Origin of the sequence: Oricola indica (assembly GCF_019966595.1) — a bacterium.
GTDB lineage: Bacteria > Pseudomonadota > Alphaproteobacteria > Rhizobiales > Rhizobiaceae > Oricola > Oricola indica.
The window spans coordinates 88073-109174 of the sequence record NZ_JAINFJ010000005.1; the positions used below are offsets into that span (position 1 = coordinate 88073).

Sequence of the window (21102 nt, forward strand, 5' to 3'; positions counted from 1 at the left end):
GATTCTCCGGTTTTCAGCGACTCAGCCAGTATCTCAAATTCAGAATTGCAAAGACGGCGACGAATTCCAATCGGCCGAGAAGCATGACCACGCAACCGATCAGACGTTCAAGGCTTCCGAAGTCACGGTACTCGGGCCACAGATCGGGCGTCGCGGCGACGGGAATGTAAGCGTCATAGAGCGGCCCGGCATTCACGAGAAGCGCCATTGCCGCCAGCATCGAGGCTTCGAAATTGCCCTGCCCGCCTGCAAGCGTGAACATGGCGAACGCGACCACCGCAAGAAGCAGCACCATGACCGGCCAGGATTCGACGATGGAACGCTCGTCATAATCCGCCCGTGCGATCCGCGTCGGAATGACAGAACTCGGATAGATCAGAAGATTGAGTTCCCGGAACGACTGAACCAGCATCGCGCCGAGACGGTGGATTTTCAGGCCGGACGAGGTCGAGAAGACGGCCGCACCGATGAACGCGATGGCAAAAACGAAAATCTCCGGCAAGAGCGCGATCACGCCGGGCCGAGGCTCATGGCCAGACGTCGCCACAATCGACGCGGCGGCGAAAAAGCTCTCGACCAGTACCGGCACTGCATCGCCGCGTCCCGTCACCGCGCCAATCTCCAGAAATGCCACGAGATAGAGGATGGTCATGACAGCGACCAGAAACATGACCCACCAGGCTTCCCGGTTGCGCCAGATGACGCGGAAAGGATTGGAGAGGTCATAGCGCTGCCAGAACAGACTGGTGGCGGAAATCGTCAGAACCGTCGCCATGATCGCAAGTGTCGGCACACCATGGTGTGCTTCCAGTTCCGTGTCGTAGGGGTTGAAGCCCCCGGTCGACAGGCTCGTCATCGTCAGGTGCGCCGCCCCGAGACTGTCGGTGCCGCTGGCGATGAAGAGAAAGAACGCAATCACGGACGCGGCGACATAATAGGCGAGCAAAGGCAGATATCGCCGCAGATGCTGTGCACCCGCATCGCGCTCGCCACCCGTTTCGATATTCCATTCCGGCGCCATCGCCCGCTTGGGCAGACCGCCGATCGCAAGCGGAGAAAGGACGAGAAACAGAGACGCCAGCGTGAGGAAACCGCCGATCCATTCAAGCTGAAGCCGCCAGAAGATGATGGAGCGCGGCATTGCCTCGCGTGCCGTGAAGGTCGACGCGCCGGTTGTGGTGAGACCGGAAACACTTTCGAACAGCGCGCGCTCGAAGGGCGTATCCTCCGCAAGCACGAAGGGCAGCGTGCCGAGCAGGGACAGGGCCGCCCAGACGAAGACCATCGACAGGATCAGACGATTGGGCGTCACGACATGACGGCTGCCGAGCGAGGCGATCATGGTCAGGATCGAAACGAACGCGCCGGTCGATGCCAGGACGGAAAGCCGCAACACCTCCTCTGTCTCGTCATGCGCGAAACCGACGAGGATCGGCGCCGCCATCGAGACGAAGAACAGGGCGCTCGCAAAGGCAAGGAGAAAGACTACGGTCCGCACGACGTCCCCCGAACCGTCCTGTCGGGAACCGGCGACTTCATCAGAAGAATTCGAGGCTGACGCGGAACATCTGCTCCACGCGGCGAACCGCGTCGGACTGCGCGAAGATGACGACGCGGTCCTTCGCCTTGATTCTGGTCGTCCCGTCCGGCTTGATCACCTCGCCGTCGCGGTAGATCGCGCCGATACGGATATTTTCGGGCAGATCCAGTTCCTTCAGCGGCGCACCGACCAGCGGAGAGGTCTCCAGCGCCTCGGCCTCGATCACTTCGGCCGACCCCTTCTGCACGCTGTGGACCTGACGAATGCGTCCTCTGCGAACATGTTGGAGAACCCGGGAAATCGTGACCGCACGAGGATTGATATGCGCGTCGATCCCCAACGTGTCGGTGAACCCCTGGTAGGCCGGATCATTGATCAGTGCGAGTGTCGACTGGCATCCGAGCCGCTTGGCCATCACCGACGACAGGATGTTGACCTGGTCGTCATTGGTCAGCGACACCATCAACTCACTATCCTCGATATCGGCTTCGACCAGCACCTGCTGATCGAGCGCGCTGCCGTGCAGGACGACAGTACGCCGCAACTGGTCGGCGACATGGACCGCACGCGTGTGCTCCGCCTCGATGATCTTGACCTTGGTGCGCGAGTCCCGCGCCTCCATTTGGGCCGCGACGTAGAGGCCGATATTGCCGCCACCGGCAATGATGATCCTGCGCGCTTCGGCCTCGTCGTGACCGAACAGGCTCAGCGTACGCTTGACCTGCTTCCGGTTCGAAATGACATAGACGAGGTCGCGGGCCAGCAACTGGTCGGCCGAGTGGGGGACGAAAAGCCGCTCGTCGCGCCAGACGCCAACCACCGTTGCGGAGAGGTCCGGAAAGAGTTCCGTGAGCTGGCTGAGCGGCGTGTTGATGACCGGGCAGTCCTCCCGGCATTCGATCGCCATCATCGTGACCTTGCCCTCGGCAAACTGCACGATGTCATTGGCGCCCGGCGAAGCAATCCGCCGCAACACCACATCGCCCACTTCCCGCTCCGGGGAAATGATCACGTCAATTGGGAGATGATCGCGCGAAAACAGATTGTTGTAATGCGCCTGCAGGTAGCTTTGCGAGCGGATGCGGGCGATCTTGGTCGGAACATCGAACAGCGAATGCGCCACCTGGCACGCGGTCATGTTGACTTCGTCGTAAAGCGTGACGGCGATGATCATGTCCGCCTGGTCCGCGCCAGCGGCGGCAAGGACATCCGGATGGCTGCCATGACCGACAAACCCGCGCACGTCGAGCGTGTCGCGGATCCTCTGAACGAGCGTCGCCGACATGTCGATCACGGAGACGTCGTTGGCTTCGGCTGCGAGGCGCTCGGCGATGCCGTACCCCACCTGGCCGGCGCCGCATATTATGACCCGCATTCGCTTCCCCGTCCGGTTTCGTTTGCCTCAGACACCGAGCGACTTGAGCTTCCGGTGCAATGCGGATCGCTCCATACCAACGAATTCCGCCGTACGCGAGATGTTTCCGCCGAAACGCGATATCTGCGCCAGCAGATAGTCGCGCTCGAACCGCTCACGCGCCTCGCGCAGCGGCAACGCCATGATGTGCGCGTCCTCCGATGTCGGCGCGCGTGGCAGGTTCTCTCCGATCTCCGACGGCAGCATGTCCACGCCGATCACCGTGTCTTCCGGCTCGTCGCGCGTCAGGATCATCAGGCGCTCGATATTGTTGCGCAACTGGCGAATGTTCCCCGGCCAGTCATGAGTTTGCAGCACGGCCATCGCATCGTCGCCGATGAATTTGGGACGGATACCCGTATGCTCGCTGATCTGGGTCATGAATGTCTGAACCAGAAGCGGGATGTCCTCGCGCCGTTCGGCGAGCGGGGGAACGTCGATCGGGACGACCGAAAGACGATTCATCAGGTCGCGCCGGAACGTCTTCGCCTCGATCAAGGCTTCCAGATTGAACGCCGTCGACGAGATGATCCGCACGTCAACCTTGACCCGGCGCACACCACCCACCCGTTCGAACTCCTGCTCGACCAGAACGCGCAGAATCTTCGTCTGCGTCTCCAGCGGCATATCGGCGACCTCGTCGATATAGAGAATGCCGCCATGGGCCTGCTCCAGCGCACCGACCTTGCGCTCGCCGCCATTCGGCTCTGTTCCGAACAGCTCCGTCTCCATACGGCTCGGCGTGATGGCTGCCGCGTTGATGACCACGAACGGCCCGCCCGCGCGGCCTGACTGCATGTGGATGGAACGTGCGACGAGTTCCTTTCCGGATCCCGACGGACCCGAGATCAGAATACGGCTGTTGGTCGGCGCTACCCTCGCGATCGTCTGGCGCAGCGAATTGATTGCTGCCGAATTGCCGATCAGTTCCGTCGTCTCGGTCGAGCGCCGCTTGAGATCCTTCACCTGCATCTTGAGCGAGGATGTTTCGAGCGCCCTCTCCGCGACGAGGACGAGCCTGTCGGCCTTGAACGGCTTCTCGATATAGTCGTAAGCGCCACGCTTGATGGCCGAGACTGCAGTCTCGATATTGCCGTGACCGGAAATCATGACGACAGGCATGCCGGGGTGGATCGTCTGGATCTCGTCCAGCAATGCCAAGCCGTCCAGCTTGCTGCCCTGAAGCCAGATATCGAGAAAGACCAGCCGCGGCGCGCGGTCCGAGATTGCCGCGAGCGCGCTGTCGCTGTCATGCGCCATGCGTGTCTCATGGCCCTCATCTTCCAGAATGCCGGCGACGATCTCCCGAATATCCTGTTCATCGTCAACAATCAGAATGTCCGCTTTCATACTGTCCTCTCGGCTAACGGACGCATGTCGTCCGTTATCTCATTCTGCCCCACTTCCTCTATCTCCACTCCGGCGGCGACGGGAAACACCAGGCGCACCAGCGCTCCACGGCCATCGTCGAAATCGGCCGGCGCATCGTGCAATTCGAGTCGCCCGCCATGGTCTTCCATGATCTTCTTGACGATGGCGAGGCCGAGGCCCGTCCCCTTCTCGCGGGTCGTCATATACGGTTCGAGAAGCTTGGCCCGGTTCGCGCGCGGGAGCCCTTTTCCGTTGTCGATCACATCGACCGCGATCTCCTCCGACCCCTGCCTGTAGGCGCGCACCTTGATGCGGCCGTCCCCGCGGCCTTCCGCCTCGGCGGCCTGCCGGGCCTCCACCGCTTCAGACGCATTTTTTATAATGTTTCCGATAGCTTGCCCGACGAGCCTGTCATCGAACATGCAGACGAGTTCCTCGTCATCGAAATCGCGTTCGAAACTGATATTGCTCCGGCTGACCTCCACCAGGAATGTCGCCTCGCGCAGCGTCTCTCGCAGATCCTTCTTCTCCATGACCGGCTTCGGCATGCGCGCAAATGACGAGAATTCATCGACCATGCGCCCGATGTCGCCAACCTGCCGAATGATCGTATCCGTGCACTGGTCGAACACCGCACTGTCTTCGCCGACCATCTTTCCGTATCGGCGCTTGAGCCGTTCGGCGGAAAGCTGGATAGGCGTCAGGGGGTTCTTGATCTCATGGGCAATGCGGCGCGCGACGTCCGCCCAGGCCGTCGAACGCTGCGCTTCGACGAGGTCGGAGATATCGTCGATCGTAACGACATGCGTATGCTCGGCAGGCGCATCCTCGGCTTCATCGCTCGCATTCTCATGGATGCCGCCCACTTCGCGATCGACCGTGACCTGAACGTTGAGAACGCGTTCGCGGCCATTGCGATCCAGAAAATTCACCTGCTTTCGCGCGTCTTCGCGTTCGCTTCGACGAACCTCGTCCAGTGCTTCGGCGACATGCGACGACAGATCGGACAACTGCGTCCCCGGCTCGATCGTTTCTCCCGTCCCGAGAATGAGAGCGGCGGATCGGTTCGCGACCGTGATCACACCATTGTCGTCGACCCCCATGACACCTGCCGAAACCCCGGAAAGGACGGCTTCCGAAAAGCGGCGGCGCTGGTCGATAAGGTCGGTCGCATGGAGGATTTCGTCGCGCTGTTCCTTCAACTGACCAAGCATTCCATTGAACGTCTCGCCGAGATAACCGACGTCGCCATCCGAAGCGCGGACCGGAACGCGAACATCCAGATTGCCGCCGGATACTTCCTCAGCCGCGCCGATCAACTGCCGGATCGGGCGAACCAGCCTGTTGGCGACCGCGATACCGGTCCAGATCGCCGACAGGACCATGATCAGGGTGAGGCCGAAATAGAGGATTGCGAATGCGAGTTGCACATTCGTCCTGTTGCGTTCCAGGCCGACATATTCGGCCCGGTTCTGCTGCATCAGCTGAACCGCTTCCAGGACATCTGCGTCAACGGTCCGGATCGTATAGACATACGCGTTCGGAATTTCGCGCAACTTGATGATCGCCCCGACCAGATTGGTCACGCCCGGCGGGATTATGACAGGTCTTCCGTCGGCTGCCGTTTTGAGAGCGTCCAACGGGGGCTGCGGCAATGCGCGCTCGACCTCTATGTCCGCACTATGGATCGCACTGCCGTCCGGACGAATGACGAATGCGCCCAGCATGCCGCGCCCACGCGCCTGCTGCGTCAGGTAGCGGCTGAAGCCGGCGCGATCGAGGTTGTAGAGCCGACGCTGGCTGTCCAAGGCGAACGCCATGTTGATCGTCGCGTCGCGCAGGTTGATGGCGTTTTCGTTGATATAGGATTCCGCCACCTGCAGCGAAGAATCGACGATTGTCTTCGTACGAATCTCGAACCAGCGGTCCAGCCCGAGATCGAGCGTGATGCTGGCGACGACGGCGATCGCGATGGCCGGAATGACGGCAATGATCGTGAACAGACTGACGATGCGCACATGCAGTCGCGACGCGGCCTTCCCGGCCTTGCGTGCCACATATATGCGCCGCAGCTCCACGCCGATCAGCCACAGCAGCGCGAAGACGAAAAACCCGTTGATGACGATGGCCGACAGCGTGACGGTATTGTCAGGCTGGATCGGCGTCAGCCCGATCAGGACGGCAAAAGAAACGCCCGCCGTCAGGAGAGCGCCGATGATGACGGCTATGCCGCGATACTGCGCCCTGCGAGCGCTCGACCGGTCGTGGATACCGAAATCGAGTGCGACCTTGGCGCTCTGGAGAAAGGGCATGAGTAAATCGCTGATATCCGACGGATCGGAGTGCTGAATATGCAACAGAATGTGGCGACTTTACAACATGTCGCCACCCTCCCCAACGATTTATGCCCCGCCCTTGAAGACGCTCAGGCCGTGTTCCTTGATTTTCTTGCGCAGCGTGTTCCGGTTGAGGCCAAGCACCTCGGCCGCGCGGATCTGATTGCCGCGTGTCGCCGCCAGAGTGGCGAGAATCAGCGGCTGTTCCAGTTCGGCCAAAACACGCTGATACAGGCCCGGCGGCGGCAGGTTCTCCCCAAAGGAACGGAAGTAGTCCTGCATGTTATGCTCGACCGCCTGCGAGATCGTCACGTCGCCGGCCAGGAGACCCGACGGGGACTGTTCGCCCCCCTCGCCGGCATCCAGTTCGGCCGCGACGATTTCCGGGGTGATTTCCTCCTGCGGATACAGAGCGCTCAGCCGGCGGATCAGGTTTTCGAGCTCACGCACATTGCCCGGCCAGTGATAGCGGCTCATCAGTTGCAGCGCTTCCGGCAGGATCCGCTTCGCCTCAAGCCCCTCGCCCTGAACCTTGGTCAGGAAGTGGGTCACGAGATCGCCGATATCCTCGAGCCTTTCCCGCAGTGGCGGCATGCGCAACGGAACGACATTGAGACGGTAATAGAGGTCCTCGCGGAACAGGCCCTGGTTGATCAGCGAGCGAAGATCCTTGTTGGTCGCCGCGACGATGCGGACATTGGTCTTGATGGGCGTGCGCCCACCGACCGTCATGTATTCGCCCTGCTGAAGCACGCGAAGAAGCCGCGTCTGGGCGTCCATCGGCATATCGCCGATCTCGTCGAGAAACAGCGTTCCGTTCTCGGCCTGCTCGAATCGGCCGCTGGAGCGCGCCTGTGCGCCGGTAAAGGCCCCCTTTTCGTGGCCGAACAACTCGGACTCGATCAGATCACGCGGGATAGCCGCCATGTTGATGGCGACGAATGGGCCGTTCTTCCGCTTGCCGTATTCGTGCAGCGCGCTTGCGACAAGTTCCTTGCCGGTACCCGACTCGCCGTTGATCAGCACGGTCAGATCCGACTGCATCATGCGTGCGAGCACACGATAGATATCCTGCATCGCCGCGGACCGTCCGACCAGCGGCATACCCTCATGGTCTTTCTGCGCGGCGGCCTTGGAGGCTTGGTCGTCTCCGTTCTTGCGGCGCGATTCCGCCAGCGCGCGGCCCACGATTCCGGTCAGTTCGACAAGGTCGAAAGGCTTCGGCAGATATTCGTAGGCGCCTTTTTCGGATGCGCGGATCGCCGTCATGAAAGTGTTTTGCGCACTCATCACGATGATCGGCAGTTCCGGACGGACCTTGCGCATGCGCGGCAGGAGATCGAACAGATTGTCGTCCGGCATGACGACATCGCTGACGACAACATCGCCGTCCCCGGCGGTCACCCAGCGCCAGAGCGTCGATGCATTGGAGGTCAGCCGGACGTCGTAACCGGCGCGCGAAAGCGCCTGGCTGACCACTGTCCGGATGGCGGCGTCGTCGTCAGCGACAAGAACGGTGCCTTTCATTGTTCGTTGTCTCCGCTAGCGGGCTGTATCAATTCGATCGGTGTTGCCGGCGCGGCCGGCATCAGAATGCGAAACACCGTCTTGCTCGACTGCGAGTCGCACTCGATCACACCGCCATGATCGCCGACGATCTTGGCGACCAGCGCCAGGCCGAGGCCCGATCCGTTCTGCTTGGTTGTGATGAAGGGGTCGAACATGTGCATCTGTATGTCTTCGGGAACACCCGAGCCGTTGTCCTCGACACAGAATTCCAGCGGCAATGCGACGCGTTCATTGGCACCCGGAATGGACAAGCGGATACCCGGCCGGAACGCGGTACGCAGTTTGATCTGGGCGTGCTCGTTGTTTTCGCAGGCCTCGCAGGCATTCTTCACGAGGTTCAGAAAAACCTGGATCAGCTGATCCTTGTTGCCCAGGACCATCGGCAGCGACGGGTCGTACTGCTTCACGAAACTGATGTCGCGTCCGAAACCGGACACCGCGATCTGGTGCACCCGGTCGAGCACGACATGGATATTGACCGGTTCGCGTTCGATCGGCCGTTCGTCGGAGAAAACCTCCATCCGGTCGACCAGCGATACGATCCGGTCGGTCTCCTCGCGGATAAGACCGGTCAGTGCGCGGTCCTCGTCGCTGACCGCAGCCTCGAGCAGTTGCGCCGCGCCGCGAATGCCGGACAGCGGGTTCTTGATCTCGTGACCGAGCATCGACGCCAAGCCGGTGACCGATCGAGCGGCCCCGCGATGGGTCATCTGCCGGTCGAATTTCTCGGCCATCGAACGCTCCCGGAAGACGATGACCATCGAGCCGGGTTCATCCGAAACCGGCGTCACATGGACGTCGACGATCCGATCGGCACCAAGCCTCGGCGACGACAAATCGACCCGATACTCGTTGACCGGGGATTCATGCTCACGCACCTGCTGAACAAGCGCCAGCAAGGGGCTTGAAAATGCGACGAAATCCTGAATCTTGGACTTGGCGAGTTGGCTCTGCGATGAAGAGAAGAAGTACTCCGCCTCGAGGTTGGCGAAGGCAATCGTATCCTCCGCATCCAGAAGCACCACCGGATCGCGCAGCGTATCGAGAACCTTCAATGCGCGCATCGGATCCGGCGCGGACTGTTTTTTGCGCAATGTAAACGCCACTATGCAGCCTCCGCCCTGAAATCGGAATTTGAGATGATCTCGCCTGTCATGCGCATGACCTCGTCCGGATCGTTGCTCGTCATGACCCGGCGGCGGAGCGCCGTGTGGTCGGCCTGCACACCATGCCGATCGAGATACCAGCCAAGATGCTTGCGCGCATGGCGGACGCCGGTCTCGCGCCCGTAATGAGACAGCATGTCCTGGTAATGGCCGGCGACATAGTCAGGCAATTCCCGCGCCGACGGCGCGGCGACCGTTCCGGCCTCGTCGAAGCCTGCCTCCCGCGCCATTTCTCCCGGCAGCCACGGTGCACCATAGCTTGCGCGTCCGACCATCACCGCATCGGCCCCGGAGGCCGACAGCGCAGCACGCGCGTCCTGCAACCGGGCAATATCGCCATTGACAACCAGCGGAATGGAAATCGCCTCTTTCACATCGCGCACCCGACGCCAATCGGCATGACCATTGTAGAGTTGTGCGCGTGTCCGGCCGTGAACCGTTATCATCCGCACACCCGCATCCTCTGCGCGTTTCGCGAGTTCGGGAGCGTTGATGCTGTGCTCGTCCCAGCCGAGCCGCATCTTGAGCGTGACGGGAATATCGACCGCATTCACGGTGGCCTCGATTAGGGTGAGCGCATGATCGAGATCACGCATCAGGGCCGAACCGGAGTATCCGCCCGTCACCTTCTTCGCGGGACACCCCATATTGATATCCAGGATATCGGCGCCCTCGCCCTGCGCGATCCGTGCCGCCTCTGCCATCCAGCGCGCCTCACGCCCTGCCAGTTGCAGCATGCGCACCGGCAACCCGTCCGTCTGCGCACGCACCCGGCTTTCCTTGCGGGCACGGCAGTATTCTTCGCTCGCGATCATCTCCGACACGACAAGCCCCGCGCCGTGACGGAATGCGCGCTGGCGAAACGGCCAGTCGCTCACGCCTGACATCGGAGCGAGGAAGACCCGGTTGCGCAACTCGACAGATCCGATCTTCAGAGGTGCGTGGATATCGGTCATGAATGCCTTTGACTGAATAATGGGCATATACACACTATGCCTATTTACTAGACACTATGCGTGCCTTGTGCAATCGGCGCGGTGTGTTAAAGCGAGCCCGATAGGCGTTTTTTCAGGAACATGGCGCTTTTGCCTGCATAAGTGCCGAAAGAAAAGTCGAAAATGCAAACCGGGCAGCGTTACGGAGTGGTCATTGTCGCGGCGGGGCGCGGCGAAAGAGCCGCCGGCGCGGGCAATGGTCCCAAGCAATACAGACGCCTCGGCGCGAAGTCCGTGATAGCGAGAACACTGGGAGCTTTCCGGGAATGGAATCCGGAATGCCCGGTGGTGATCGTCCGCCACGCAGATGACGAGGCGCTGCTGCGCGAAGCGCTTTCCGGGGATCTCGAAGGGATTACGGTGGTCACCGGCGGCACGACGCGGCAGGCATCCGTCCTGCGCGGCCTGGAAGCACTCGCCGCAATCGATCCCGCGCCGCAATTCGCGCTGATCCACGACGCCGCGCGCCCTTTCATTACATCAGCCGTTCTCGACAAGATCGCGGAGTCTCTGGCTAATGCCCCAGAGAGCGGCGTCATTCCCGCCCTTGCGGTCTCGGAGACATTGAAGGCCACGGACGACACCGGCAGGATACACGCGACGGTGCCCCGCGCAGGGCTGTACCGGGCGCAAACGCCTCAGGCATTCCCGCTGGCCTCAATACTGGATGTTCACAAACAGGCGGCAAAAACGGCGGCCGAGGAGTTCACCGACGACGCGGCGCTGTACGAGTGGGCCAATCTGCCGGTGCGTGTCGTTGCCGGCGATTCCCGCAATATCAAGCTGACATGGCCGCAGGATTTCGAGGAAGCAGAACGCATGCTGAAAGACGAGACCGCTCCCGTCCTGCCAGATGTTCGCGTCGGCCATGGATATGACACGCACCAGCTCGTCCGCGGAGACCGGATCGTCCTTTGCGGCGTCGAGATCGCCCATGACCGCATGCTCTCGGGACACTCCGATGCCGATGTCGGTTTCCATGCATTGACCGACGCTCTTCTGGCGACGATCGGTGAGGGCGACATCGGCAGCCATTTTCCGCCGAGCGATCCGCAGTGGAAAGGCCAGGCGTCCCATGTTTTCCTGAAACACGCGGCAACGCTGGTTCAGGATGCAGGCGGCCGCGTGACTCATTGCGACGTGACGCTTTTATGTGAACGACCGAAGATCGGCCCGCATCGCGAAACCATGCGCGAGTCGATCGCCAATGTCATCGGAATCGGCGTGAACCGGGTTTCGGTCAAGGCGACGACAAACGAGAAGATCGGCTTCATCGGCCGCGAAGAAGGTATCGTCGCGCTGGCAACCGCGACAGCGGTCTTTCCGATGGAAGGAGAATAATGCGATGAATGACAACAGCGAAGTGCAAGACGAGGTTGCAGAACGTATCGGCGCCCTACTCGATCTCTGCAAACAGAAGAACATCATGATCGCGACGGCAGAATCCTGCACCGGCGGCCTGATTGCGGCCACCCTGACGGAAGTCCCAGGCTCGTCCGCCGTGGTCGACCGTGGTTTCGTCACCTATTCGAACGGCGCAAAATCCGACCTGCTCGGCGTTCCCGCCGACATGATCGAGCGCAACGGCGCGGTGTCCAGCGAAGTGGCGGGCGCGATGGCGGAGGGCGCCCTCGCCCGCGCCGACGCCGATATCACGATCGCGGTCACCGGTGTCGCCGGTCCCGATGGCGGCACCGATCTCAAACCGGTCGGTCTCGTCTGGTTTGGATGCGCCGCGAGTTGGGCGCCGACATTCGTGCACAAGACGGTCTTTCCGGATCACGGCCGCGCCTTCATCCGACAGGCAACGGTGATGACGGCTATCGAGATCCTGACGGAAACGGTGAAGCTCGCTCCGGACCGCCAAGCGGAGCCCGAGGTTGAAGCCGAAGACTAGGCCGTGGCGTCATCACGTCGCGGATCGCCATAGACCGCGAATGCACGTTTCTGGAATGCCTCCGAGAACATGCGAAACGCCCTGTCGAACATGGCGCCCATCACTATGCCGAGCGTCCGGCTCTTGAACTCGTAGTCGATGGCGAAATGTACGTCGCAGCCGCCATCCGGCCGCTCTTCGAAGCGCCAGCGATTGTCCAGGTAGCGGAACGGCCCCTCGAGATAGGAAACGTCGATCGCATTCTGCCCGGGCTTGAGTACGACGCGTGACGTGAAGGTCTCGCGGATCATCTTGTAGCCGACAGTCATGTCGGCAACGAGCATAGTGGCATCTTCGCGTTCGCGCCGCTCGCGAACACGCAATGCCTCGCACATCGGCAGGAACTCCGGATATCGCTCGACATCTGCAACAAGATCGAACATCTGCGCCGCGCTGTGCGGAACGGTCGTTATGTCCTGAAACTTCGGCATGCCGGACAGCTAAGGATCACGCTCCCACATGGCAAGTAGGCGATCCGCATCCGCAAAGAATTTCAATGTGCATACGGAAATGCCGCCGCCAGATAACACCGAAAAGCGAAACACGCCGCGGTAGTCGCATCCACAAGACGAGCTCCGTGCGCGGCAAACGGAGATAGAAGGTCGGCGAGCCCTCGCAAGGCCCGCCTGGCCTACCCGGCTGCCGCCAGTCTCTTTGCCCGGTTTTCCCTCAGGCGCGCGAAATCGTCTCCGGCGTGGTGCGAAGACCGCGTCAGCGGGCTCGCGGATACCATCAGGAAGCCTTTGGAATACGCGATGGTCTCCAGCGACTTGAACTCGTCCGGCGGAACGAACCGGATGACCGGATGGTGCTTTTTGGTTGGCTGCAGATATTGCCCGATCGTCAGGAAATCGACATTGGCGGTGCGCAGGTCGTCCATAAGCTGAAGGATTTCGTTCCGCTCTTCGCCAAGCCCGACCATGATGCCTGACTTCGTGAACATGGTCGGATCGATCTCCTTGACCTGCTGGAGAAGCCGGATCGAATGGAAGTAACGGGCACCCGGCCGCACCGTGAGGTAGTTGGACGGCACCGTTTCCAGATTGTGGTTGAAGACATCCGGCTTGGCGGCGACGACCTTCTCCACTGCCTTTTCCTTGCGCAGGAAGTCGGGCGTCAGGATCTCGACCGTCGTGTCCGGTGCTTCCTCGCGGATTGCCTGTATGACCTCGACGAAATGCTGCGCGCCGCCATCGTCGAGATCGTCGCGGTCGACGGAGGTGATGACGACATGCGTCAGACCCATCGTCTTGACCGCATGGGCGATGTTTTCCGGCTCCTTCGAATCGAGTGGCGCAGGCCGGCCGGTCGAGACATTGCAGAAGGCGCAAGCGCGGGTGCAGATCTCGCCCATGATCATGAAGCTGGCGTGCTTCTTGTCCCAGCACTCGCCGATATTCGGGCAGCCCGCTTCCTCGCACACCGTCACGAGATTGTGCGATTTCACGATGCCGTGCGTCTCCCGGAAGCCGGCCGATGTCGGCGCCTTCACGCGGATCCAGTCCGGCTTGCGCGCCTGGACGGGCTGGTCCGGCCGGTGCGCCTTTTCGGGATGGCGCACCCTTTGTGCGGGCGCGGTCGTATCGAGCACTGTGACCATGACTGTCTGCTTTTCTGTCTTTTTAACGACGCTTGCCGGTGACGAGCCCCGCCACGAACAACAACACGATGGCGCCGACCGTGGCAGTAATGAGCGAGCCGACGAAGCCGCCGCTCGGCATGATGCCGAGTACATTGAACAGCCAGCCGCCAACGAAAGCGCCGATGATGCCGATGACGATGTTCATCAGCAGGCCCGACTGGTTTTTCATGACGATGCCGGCAAGCCAGCCGGCAAGGCCGCCGATGATGATCCAGATGATGAAGCCCATTTGTCCTGCTCCTTATTCTAATTCACAGATGCGTTTGCGGGGTCGGGATTGCAAGGCCGATACCGGCCTTGCGGACGACCCGGGTCACGCGTTCAGCACGCGCCCATAGGCGTCCAGAACGCTTTCCTTCATCATCTCCGAGAGGGTCGGATGCGGGAAGACCGTATGCATCAGTTCTTCCTCAGTCGTCTCGAGGTTCATCGCGACGACGAAGCCCTGGATCAGTTCGGTCACTTCCGCGCCCACCATGTGTGCACCGAGAAGCTGCCCGGTCTTCTTGTCGAAGATCGTCTTGATCAGGCCCTGGTCCTCGCCAAGCGCGATCGCCTTGCCGTTGGCGACGAACGCGAAACGCCCGACGCGGATTTCGTGGCCGGCCTCTTTCGCCTTGGCTTCCGTCAGACCGACGGATGCGACCTGGGGATGACAGTAGGTGCAGCCGGGGATCATCGACTTGTCCATCGGATGCACGCCCGGCACGCCGGCGATCTTCTCGACGCAGATGACGCCTTCATGCTCGGCCTTGTGCGCCAGCATCGGCGGCCCGGCGACATCGCCGATGGCGTAGATGCCCTCGACATTGGTCTTGCCATACCCATCGATGACAATGCAGCCGCGGTCGGTCTTTACGCCGAGGCTCTCAAGACCGAGATTCTCGATATTGCCCTGCACGCCGACGGCGGAGATCAGCCGGTCGGCCTCGATGGCCTCGGTCTTTCCGTCCTTTTTCTCGACATGGGCAACAACGGAGTTCGACTTTTTCTCGACCTTCGATACCTTCGCTTCGGTGATGATCTTCAGGCCGTGCTTCTCCAGTTGCTTGCGGGCGATCTTGGAGATTTCCTCGTCTTCGACCGGCATGACCTGCGGCATAAGCTCGACGACCGTCACATCCACACCCATGGAATTGTAGAAGCTGGCGAATTCGATGCCGATCGCGCCCGAGCCCATGACGACAAGCTTTTTCGGCATTTCCTGCGGCACCATCGCCTCGAAATAGGTCCAGATCAGCTTGCCGTCCGGCTCGATGCCCGGAAGAGCGCGGGGCCGCGCGCCGGTCGCGACGATGATGTTCTTCGCCGTGTACTCGCCCTCGCCCTTGACGCCCTTGGGCACCGGGTGCTGCGGCTCCATCGGTTTCTTGGAAGGCTTGCCGACAGTGATCTTGCCCTTGCCGGCGAGTTTCGCCTCGCCCCAGATCACGTCGATCTTGTTCTTCTTCATCAGCATGCCGACGCCGCCATTAAGACGCCCGGAGACACCGCGCGACCGATCGACCACGGCCTTCACGTCCGCGCTCACCGTGCCGTCGATTTTCAGTCCGTAGTTCTTGGCGTGGCTGGCGAAGTCCATGACTTCGGCCGACCGAAGCAGCGCCTTGGTCGGGATGCAGCCCCAGTTGAGACAGATGCCACCGAGATGCTCACGCTCCACGATGGCGGTCTTGAGGCCAAGCTGCGCGGCCCGGATTGCGGCGACATAGCCGCCGGGGCCGGAACCGATGATGATGATGTCGTATACGTTCGACATGGGCGCTTCCACTCCTTGTTATATCGGCCCGACGGCGCGAGACGCCGGCGACCGGTTGCGGGAGTGGAAGCCTTTTGCCGCCCCTTATGCAGGGTCTTCTGCGGTGGGTTCCGGCTTGACCAGCATCCCGTAGATTTCGTCTTTCAGTGCCATGCGTTTTTTGCGCATCTCGACCAGACGCGCATCATCGCAAGGTTCAATATCGGTCTCTGCGCGATGAATGGCCCGGTTCAGCTCGTGATACTCGTTCGAGATCCGGTGAAAGTGGCCATCCTTCTCACGCAAGTGGTGGATTTCGGCGACCAGTTCCGGGAATTCGTCGGCCAGTTCATGCGGGACATGGGACATTGGGATACCTCCAGTTTATCCGTCGTGTATCCGACCCTAAGCCCTGTTGCCAGTCCCTCCTTGATCCGTATCAATTTATAGTCCGAGCATCAGCGAAACGACCGGCGCAAGCGCCTTTCCGATGGCTCTCGTATTCTCTGCGTCGAGATGAATCCCGTCGACAGGCGACGTCGATGCAACCGTTGATGCGTCGAAGAAACCGCACTCCAGATCGTCCGCGACATCCGCATACATCGACCCGAGCATCCGCGATTCCGATATCTTGCCCGCAAACATCGCCGCGTAATCCGGATTTGCGGTCTCGCAGAATGGCGGCGGCGCGACGATCAGGACCGCGGGCGTCTCCATCTCGAACGACCAGTCGTGATTGCGCACGAGGCTGACCAGTTTCTCGATCCCCTGCCGCGCGGTGAAGGCGAGGCCGTGAACCGACGGCTTCAGGTCGTTCGTGCCCAGCATGATGACGACGAGATCGATAGGCTTGTGCGTATCGAGCACCATCGGCAGCGTCCGCGCGCCATTTCGGTCACTTCCACCGAGATGATCGTCGAACGCTGTCGTCCGGCCGTTCAGTCCTTCGCCAATCACCTCGACGCGCCCGCCAAGTGCATCGGCGAGCGCCACCGGCCAGCGATTTTCGCTCAGGTGGCGTCGCCCGCTTTCCGGATCGTAGCCCCAGGTCAGCGAATCGCCGAAGGCAAGAACGGTTTTCATCGCGCGATCGGCCCTAGACCAGCATCGACATCGGGTTTTCGATGTAGCCCTTGAAGGCCGCGAGGAGTTCCGCGCCGAGCGCGCCATCGACACAACGGTGGTCGGTCGACAGTGTCACCGTCATCACCTGTGCTATGGCGATCGCGTCGTCCTTGACCACCGCGCGCTTCTCGCCCGCGCCGACCGCAAGGATCGTCGCATGCGGCGGGTTCACGACAGCGGCGAAGTCCTTCACGCCCATCATGCCCATATTGGAGACCGCCGTCGTACCGCCCTGGTATTCCTGCGGCTGCAGCTTGCGTTCCTTGGCGCGCTTGCCGAGATCCTTCATCTCGTTGGAGATGACCGAAAGCGACTTCATTTCCGCCTGGCGAACGATCGGCGTGATCAGCCCGCCCGGGATGGAAACCGCAACGCCGACATCGGCATGCTTGTGCTTGACCATCGCCTCGTCGGTCCACGAGACATTGGCGTCCGGCACGTCTCGCAGTGCAAGCGCGAGCGACTTGATGACCATGTCGTTGACCGACAGCTTGTAGGCCGGACGATCGTCCTTGCGCGGTGCGGCGGCGTTCAACTCGGAACGCAGCTTGAGGAGCGCATCCAGCTCGCAATCGACCGAGACGTAGAAATGCGGGATCGTCTGCTTCGATTCCTGCAGCCGCTTCGCGATGGTCTTGCGCATGCCGTCATGCTTGACGAGTTCGTAGGAGCCTTCCTCGAACAGCTTGAGCACCGCATCGGTGGACGATCCGGTCGCCATTGCAGCCGCAGGCGCCGGCGTGACCGGGGACTTGTCGGCAGCGGCGGAAGCCTTCGCACCACCGGCGATCGCGGCTTCCACGTCGCGCTTGACGATACGGCCATGCGGCCCGGTGCCCGAAACCGCCGTGATATCGACGCCTTCGGACTTGGCGATGCGACGCGCCAGCGGCGAGGCGAAAACCCTTTCGCCGTCCTTGACCGGCACAGGCCCGGCCTTGACGTTATCCGGGATTGCTTGCGTCTGCGCCGCCTTGGCAGGGCCCGGAGCCGGCGTAGCGGCCGCCTTCGGTTCCTCTTTGGCCGGCGCGGCCTCGGCTTTCGGCTCTTCCTTGGCCGGTGCCGGCGACGCACCGCCGGAGGACGCCGCCTCGCTCACATCCTCGCCTTCGGCGGCGAGAATGGCGATGACGGCATTGACCTTGACGCCTTCGCTGCCCTCGGCAACGACGATCTTGGCGACCGTTCCCTCATCGACAGCCTCGACTTCCATCGTGGCCTTGTCCGTTTCGATCTCCGCGATCACGTCGCCGGCGGAAACGCTGTCGCCTTCCTTGACCAGCCACTTGGCGAGATTGCCCTCTTCCATCGTCGGGGAGAGCGCAGGCATTGTGATATTGATGGGCATAGTGCTCCTCCCCCTCAGGACGCGTAGGTGACGGTTTTGACCGCGTCGACCACTTCGCCGACATTCGGCAGCGCCAGTTTTTCCAGATTGGCCGCGTAAGGCATCGGGACATCCTTGCCGGCGATGGTGACGACCGGCGCGTCGAGATAGTCGAACGCCTCGCGCTGCACGCGGTTGGCGATGAAGTCGCCGACCGAACTCTGCGGGAAGCCCTCTTCGACGGTTACGAGACGACCGGTCTTCTTCACGCTTTCGATCACCGTCGGCAAGTCCATGGGACGGATCGTGCGCAGGTCGATCACCTCGCATTCGATACCGGCTCCCGCCAGTTCCTCGGCCGCCTTGATGGCATAGGTCATGCCGATCCCGAAAGACACGATCGTGCAGTCAGACCCGGAGCGATGGATGCGCGCCTTGCCGATCGGCAGCACGAAATCGTCGAGTTTCGGAACGTCGAATGTCTGTCCGTAGAGAATCTCGTTTTCGAGGAAGATCACCGGGTTGGGATCGCGGATCGCCGCCTTCAAGAGGCCTTTCGCGTCCGCCGCGGTGTAGGGCATGACGACCTTGAGGCCGGGCACGTGGCTGTACCACGCCGCATAATCCTGGCTGTGCTGGGCCGCAACGCGGGCCGCCGCGCCGCTGGCGCCGCGGAAGACCATCGGCGCGCCCATCTGGCCGCCGGACATATAAAGCGTCTTGGCCGCGGAGTTGATGATCTGGTCGATCGCCTGCATGGCGAAGTTGAACGTCATGAACTCGACGATCGGCCGCAACCCGGACATTGCCGCGCCGACACCAACACCGGCGAAGCCGTGTTCGGTGATCGGCGTATCGACGACACGCTTCGGACCGAACTCGTCGAGCAGGCCCTGCGTGACCTTGTAGGCGCCCTGGTATTCGGCGACTTCCTCGCCCATCACGAAGACGGTCTCGTCGGCGCGCATCTCCTCGGCCATCGCGTCGCGCAATGCTTCGCGGACCGTTGTCGGGACCATTTCGGTTCCGTCGGGAATGTCCGGGTCGGAACCGACATCCGGCGCCGACGGTTCGGGATGGACCTTGCCTTCGGCAGGCACCCGGCGCGCATCCATGTCCTCGACGGCATTGCCATCGGTCGCGGTACCCTCGCCGGCCGCGCCATCGGCGCTTCGCTCGCCATGCGGATCGCCGGAGGGTGGCGCGGACTTGCCGATGTCATCGGCGCTTTCGCCTTCCTGAAGCAGAACCGCGATCGGCGTGTTGACCTTCACGCCTTCGGCGCCTTCGTCGATGAGGATCTTTCCGATCACACCTTCATCGACGGCTTCGACTTCCATCGTCGCCTTGTCGGTCTCGATTTCGGCGATCACGTCACCTGACGAGACGTTGTCACCTTCCTTGACCAGCCATTTGGCCAGATTGCCCTCTTCCATCGTCGGGGAGAGCGCAGGCATCAGAATATCAACGGGCATGGTTTCCTCACCTGTGTTTTCTTGCCGGCCCTATTGGAGCCGGAATCTTTTCCAGAACAGCACCGCTGCGAGGCAAACTGCCGCCGCGATGAACATGAAACGAATGGCGCGCAGCCAAAGCGGATCCGGACCGAACCTGATCTCGCGATCCAGCGCCGCACGCCGGCGCGCCGAAGAGTTGTCGAGATAGTCAGCGACTTTCCGGCCGGCGCCGATGAACGATTTGAAGACATGCCAGAAAAACAGGCCGAAGAGGGCGACGACACCCGCCCCCAACACATAGACCCAGATATCCGGCGAAGCCTGCATCGACCCGGACCGCCTAGTGCAGAATGTCCGTGTAGAGCTCGGATGCATCCGGCTCCGGATCGGTCTGTGCGAACTCGGCAGCGTCGCTGACGATGTCGCGCACCTCCTTGTCGATCGCCTTGAGTTCCGCCTCGTCGGCATAACCCTTCTCGAGAATACGGGCTTTCACCTGCTCGATCGGATCGTGTTCGGAGCGCATTTTCTGCACTTCGTCCTTTGAGCGGTATTTCGCCGGGTCGGACATGGAGTGGCCGCGATACCGGTAGGTCTGCATCTCGACGATGATCGGCCCCTTGCCGGAACGGGCATGTTCGAGCGCGAGTTCGCCAGCGGCCTTCACCGCGCGGACATCCATCCCGTCGACCTGGAAGCCGGGGATAAGGAAAGACGTGCCGCGATGCGAGAAATCGGTTTCGGCCGAAGCGCGACTGACTGAGGTGCCCATCGCGTAGCGGTTGTTCTCGATCACATAGACGACCGGCAGCTTCCACAGCGAAGCCATGTTGAAGCTCTCATAGACCTGGCCCTGGTTGGCGGCGCCGTCGCCGAAATAGGTCATCGTGACGGCACCGTTCTCGCGATACTTGTTGCCGAAAGCGATACCGGTTCCCAAGGACACCTGTGCGCCAACGATGCCATGGCCTCCGTAGAAGTTCTTCTCCTTGGAGAACATGTGCATCGAGCCGCCCTTGCCCTTGGAATAGCCGCCCTGTCGTCCGGTCAGTTCGGCCATCACGCCGCGCGATTCCATTCCGGCAGCGAGCATGTGGCCGTGATCGCGGTAACCGGTGATGACCTGGTCACCCTCTTTTGCCGCCATCTGCATCCCGGTGACGACAGCTTCCTGACCGATATAGAGGTGACAGAACCCGCCGATGAATCCCATGCCGTAGAGCTGACCGGCCTTTTCCTCGAAACGGCGAATCATCAGCATCTCGCGATAGGCGAGAAGTTCATCGTCCTTGCTGAATTCGGCTGGCTTGGGGGCTTTGATTGTTGATGAGGTTTTGCCCCTCGCCGACGCGGCGGGGGTCTTTTTGGCACGCGTTGCCATGCACTCACTCCCTAGCTTTTTGTTGGGAAATAGAGTAGCGTAAGAATGCCGGAAGGCAATGCCTAAAACCGCATGGCTGTCATACGATAAGCGGCTCAAATCGCA

19 protein-coding genes are annotated in these 21102 nt (G+C 61.5%); 2 read left to right on the forward strand and 17 right to left on the reverse strand.

Features of this window, described 5'->3' with window-relative positions; all coding sequences use genetic code 11:
* Positions 1-13 precede the first annotated feature (13 nt).
* The 7 genes from LC343_RS14125 to dusB form a co-directional block, all read right to left on the reverse strand.
* Positions 14-1498: a potassium transporter TrkG gene (locus tag LC343_RS14125; RefSeq protein WP_223477796.1), complete on the reverse strand. Its 1485-nt coding sequence runs from the start codon at positions 1496-1498 to the stop codon at positions 14-16.
* A gap of 40 nt (positions 1499-1538) precedes the next feature.
* Complete coding sequence (trkA, locus tag LC343_RS14130) at positions 1539-2915, reverse strand: Trk system potassium transporter TrkA (RefSeq protein WP_223477797.1); 1377 nt, start codon at positions 2913-2915, stop codon at positions 1539-1541.
* Positions 2916-2942: 27 nt separating this feature from the next.
* Positions 2943-4304, reverse strand: coding sequence for a nitrogen assimilation response regulator NtrX (gene ntrX / locus LC343_RS14135; protein ID WP_223477798.1), 1362 nt, complete (start codon positions 4302-4304; stop codon positions 2943-2945).
* Positions 4301-6637, reverse strand: coding sequence for a sensor histidine kinase NtrY-like (locus LC343_RS14140; RefSeq protein WP_223477799.1), 2337 nt, complete (start codon positions 6635-6637; stop codon positions 4301-4303). Before LC343_RS14140 ends, ntrX begins: the two co-directional genes overlap by 4 nt.
* A gap of 90 nt (positions 6638-6727) precedes the next feature.
* Positions 6728-8188 carry a nitrogen regulation protein NR(I) gene (gene ntrC, locus LC343_RS14145; RefSeq protein WP_223477800.1) on the reverse strand — a complete coding sequence of 487 codons (1461 nt, stop codon included), beginning with the start codon at positions 8186-8188 and terminating at the stop codon, positions 6728-6730.
* Complete coding sequence (locus tag LC343_RS14150; protein ID WP_223478093.1) at positions 8185-9294, reverse strand: two-component system sensor histidine kinase NtrB; 1110 nt, start codon at positions 9292-9294, stop codon at positions 8185-8187. Before LC343_RS14150 ends, ntrC begins: the two co-directional genes overlap by 4 nt.
* Before the next feature lie 41 nt (positions 9295-9335).
* Positions 9336-10352 (reverse strand): tRNA dihydrouridine synthase DusB, encoded by a 1017-nt coding sequence (gene dusB / locus LC343_RS14155; RefSeq protein ID WP_223477801.1) that lies wholly within the window; start codon positions 10350-10352, stop codon positions 9336-9338.
* Between the two features lie 162 nt (positions 10353-10514).
* Between dusB and LC343_RS14160 the strand changes: the two genes are divergently transcribed.
* Positions 10515-11732: a bifunctional 2-C-methyl-D-erythritol 4-phosphate cytidylyltransferase/2-C-methyl-D-erythritol 2,4-cyclodiphosphate synthase gene (locus tag LC343_RS14160; RefSeq protein ID WP_223477802.1), complete on the forward strand. Its 1218-nt coding sequence runs from the start codon at positions 10515-10517 to the stop codon at positions 11730-11732.
* Between the two features lie 4 nt (positions 11733-11736).
* Entirely contained in the window at positions 11737-12288 is a 552-nt protein-coding gene (locus LC343_RS14165) for a CinA family protein (protein ID WP_223477803.1), read from the forward strand.
* Here the strand turns inward: LC343_RS14165 and LC343_RS14170 are convergent.
* The 10 genes from LC343_RS14170 to pdhA form a co-directional block, all read right to left on the reverse strand.
* On the reverse strand, positions 12285-12758 hold the full coding sequence (locus LC343_RS14170) for a type II toxin-antitoxin system RatA family toxin (protein ID WP_223477804.1): 474 nt from the start codon (positions 12756-12758) through the stop codon (positions 12285-12287). The genes LC343_RS14165 and LC343_RS14170 overlap by 4 nt on opposite strands.
* A 200-nt stretch (positions 12759-12958) precedes the next feature.
* On the reverse strand, positions 12959-13927 hold the full coding sequence (gene lipA / locus LC343_RS14175) for a lipoyl synthase (protein WP_223477805.1): 969 nt from the start codon (positions 13925-13927) through the stop codon (positions 12959-12961).
* A 22-nt stretch (positions 13928-13949) separates the two neighbouring features.
* Positions 13950-14198: a GlsB/YeaQ/YmgE family stress response membrane protein gene (locus tag LC343_RS14180; protein WP_223477806.1), complete on the reverse strand. Its 249-nt coding sequence runs from the start codon at positions 14196-14198 to the stop codon at positions 13950-13952.
* A gap of 84 nt (positions 14199-14282) precedes the next feature.
* A complete protein-coding gene (lpdA, locus tag LC343_RS14185; RefSeq protein ID WP_223477807.1) occupies positions 14283-15728 on the reverse strand; it encodes a dihydrolipoyl dehydrogenase in 1446 nt (481 codons plus the stop codon).
* A gap of 84 nt (positions 15729-15812) precedes the next feature.
* On the reverse strand, positions 15813-16076 hold the full coding sequence (locus tag LC343_RS14190; RefSeq protein WP_223477808.1) for an HP1242/YdcH family protein: 264 nt from the start codon (positions 16074-16076) through the stop codon (positions 15813-15815).
* 75 nt (positions 16077-16151) lie between these two features.
* Positions 16152-16790 carry an SGNH/GDSL hydrolase family protein gene (locus LC343_RS14195; protein ID WP_223477809.1) on the reverse strand — a complete coding sequence of 213 codons (639 nt, stop codon included), beginning with the start codon at positions 16788-16790 and terminating at the stop codon, positions 16152-16154.
* 13 nt (positions 16791-16803) lie between these two features.
* The gene (locus LC343_RS14200) at positions 16804-18180 is read right to left on the reverse strand and encodes a pyruvate dehydrogenase complex dihydrolipoamide acetyltransferase (protein WP_223477810.1); all 1377 of its coding nucleotides are present in this window, start codon (positions 18178-18180) and stop codon (positions 16804-16806) included.
* A gap of 14 nt (positions 18181-18194) precedes the next feature.
* Positions 18195-19634 carry a pyruvate dehydrogenase complex E1 component subunit beta gene (locus LC343_RS14205; RefSeq protein ID WP_223477811.1) on the reverse strand — a complete coding sequence of 480 codons (1440 nt, stop codon included), beginning with the start codon at positions 19632-19634 and terminating at the stop codon, positions 18195-18197.
* Positions 19635-19664: 30 nt separating this feature from the next.
* Positions 19665-19943: a hypothetical protein gene (locus LC343_RS14210; protein ID WP_223477812.1), complete on the reverse strand. Its 279-nt coding sequence runs from the start codon at positions 19941-19943 to the stop codon at positions 19665-19667.
* 13 nt (positions 19944-19956) lie between these two features.
* Entirely contained in the window at positions 19957-20997 is a 1041-nt protein-coding gene (gene pdhA, locus LC343_RS14215; protein WP_223477813.1) for a pyruvate dehydrogenase (acetyl-transferring) E1 component subunit alpha, read from the reverse strand.
* Between the last annotated feature and the right edge of the window lie 105 nt (positions 20998-21102).